1 protein-coding gene and 1 pseudogene are annotated in these 615 nt (G+C 62.6%); both read left to right on the forward strand.

All coding sequences use genetic code 11. The features are described from left to right. Window positions 1–118, forward strand: a pseudogene (gene copL / locus ACIGII_RS17675) (transcriptional regulator CopL); the annotation flags it as partial. Window positions 119–233: 115 nt separating this feature from the next. Then, the coding region (locus tag ACIGII_RS17680; protein WP_399657602.1) for a multicopper oxidase domain-containing protein at window positions 234–615 on the forward strand (382 nt) is incomplete at its 3' end.

Below are 615 nucleotides of genomic sequence, written 5' to 3' on the forward strand. Positions count from 1 at the left end.
ACTTCCGGCGCGCCTGCATGTTTCGGTGCAACTGGCCTTGGGCCTGGATGTCATGCCGCTGCCCCTAGGGCATGCGGCACCTGCCTTGCCTCATCTGATCCGACCACCGATCGGCTAAGCGTCCCTAAGCGCCGCAATGGCGCCGTTGGTGTGGCTTGCATGCCTATTTATAGGCCAGCCGCCCGCTCTGTACCACCGCCCGCCGGTGGCAACACGACGCTTGGAGCATTTTCATGTCGCATGATGATTTTCGTGGTCCACACGGTGGACCGCCGCTGCTACCTTCGCGGCGGCGATTTGTCCAGGGCTTGGCCTTGGGAGGCGCAGTCGCAGGATTAGGTTTCTGGCCCAAAGCCAGTTGGGCGCTCAAGGGCCCGGGACAACCCAACGTACTATCGGGCACCGAGTTTGACCTAACCATCGGCGAGACGCCGATGAACTTCACCGGCAAGACCCGCACCGCGATCACCGTCAATGGGTCCGTTCCGGCGCCGTTGCTGCGTTGGCGGGAAGGCACCACGGTCAACCTGCGTGTCTCCAATGCATTGCCCGCTAACTCCCTCCATGGCGCGGACACCTCCATCCATTGGCACGGCAGCATTTTGCCGGCCAACT

It is taken from the genome of Stenotrophomonas sp. NPDC077420 (assembly GCF_044543385.1).
Taxonomy (GTDB): Bacteria; Pseudomonadota; Gammaproteobacteria; order Xanthomonadales; family Xanthomonadaceae; genus Stenotrophomonas.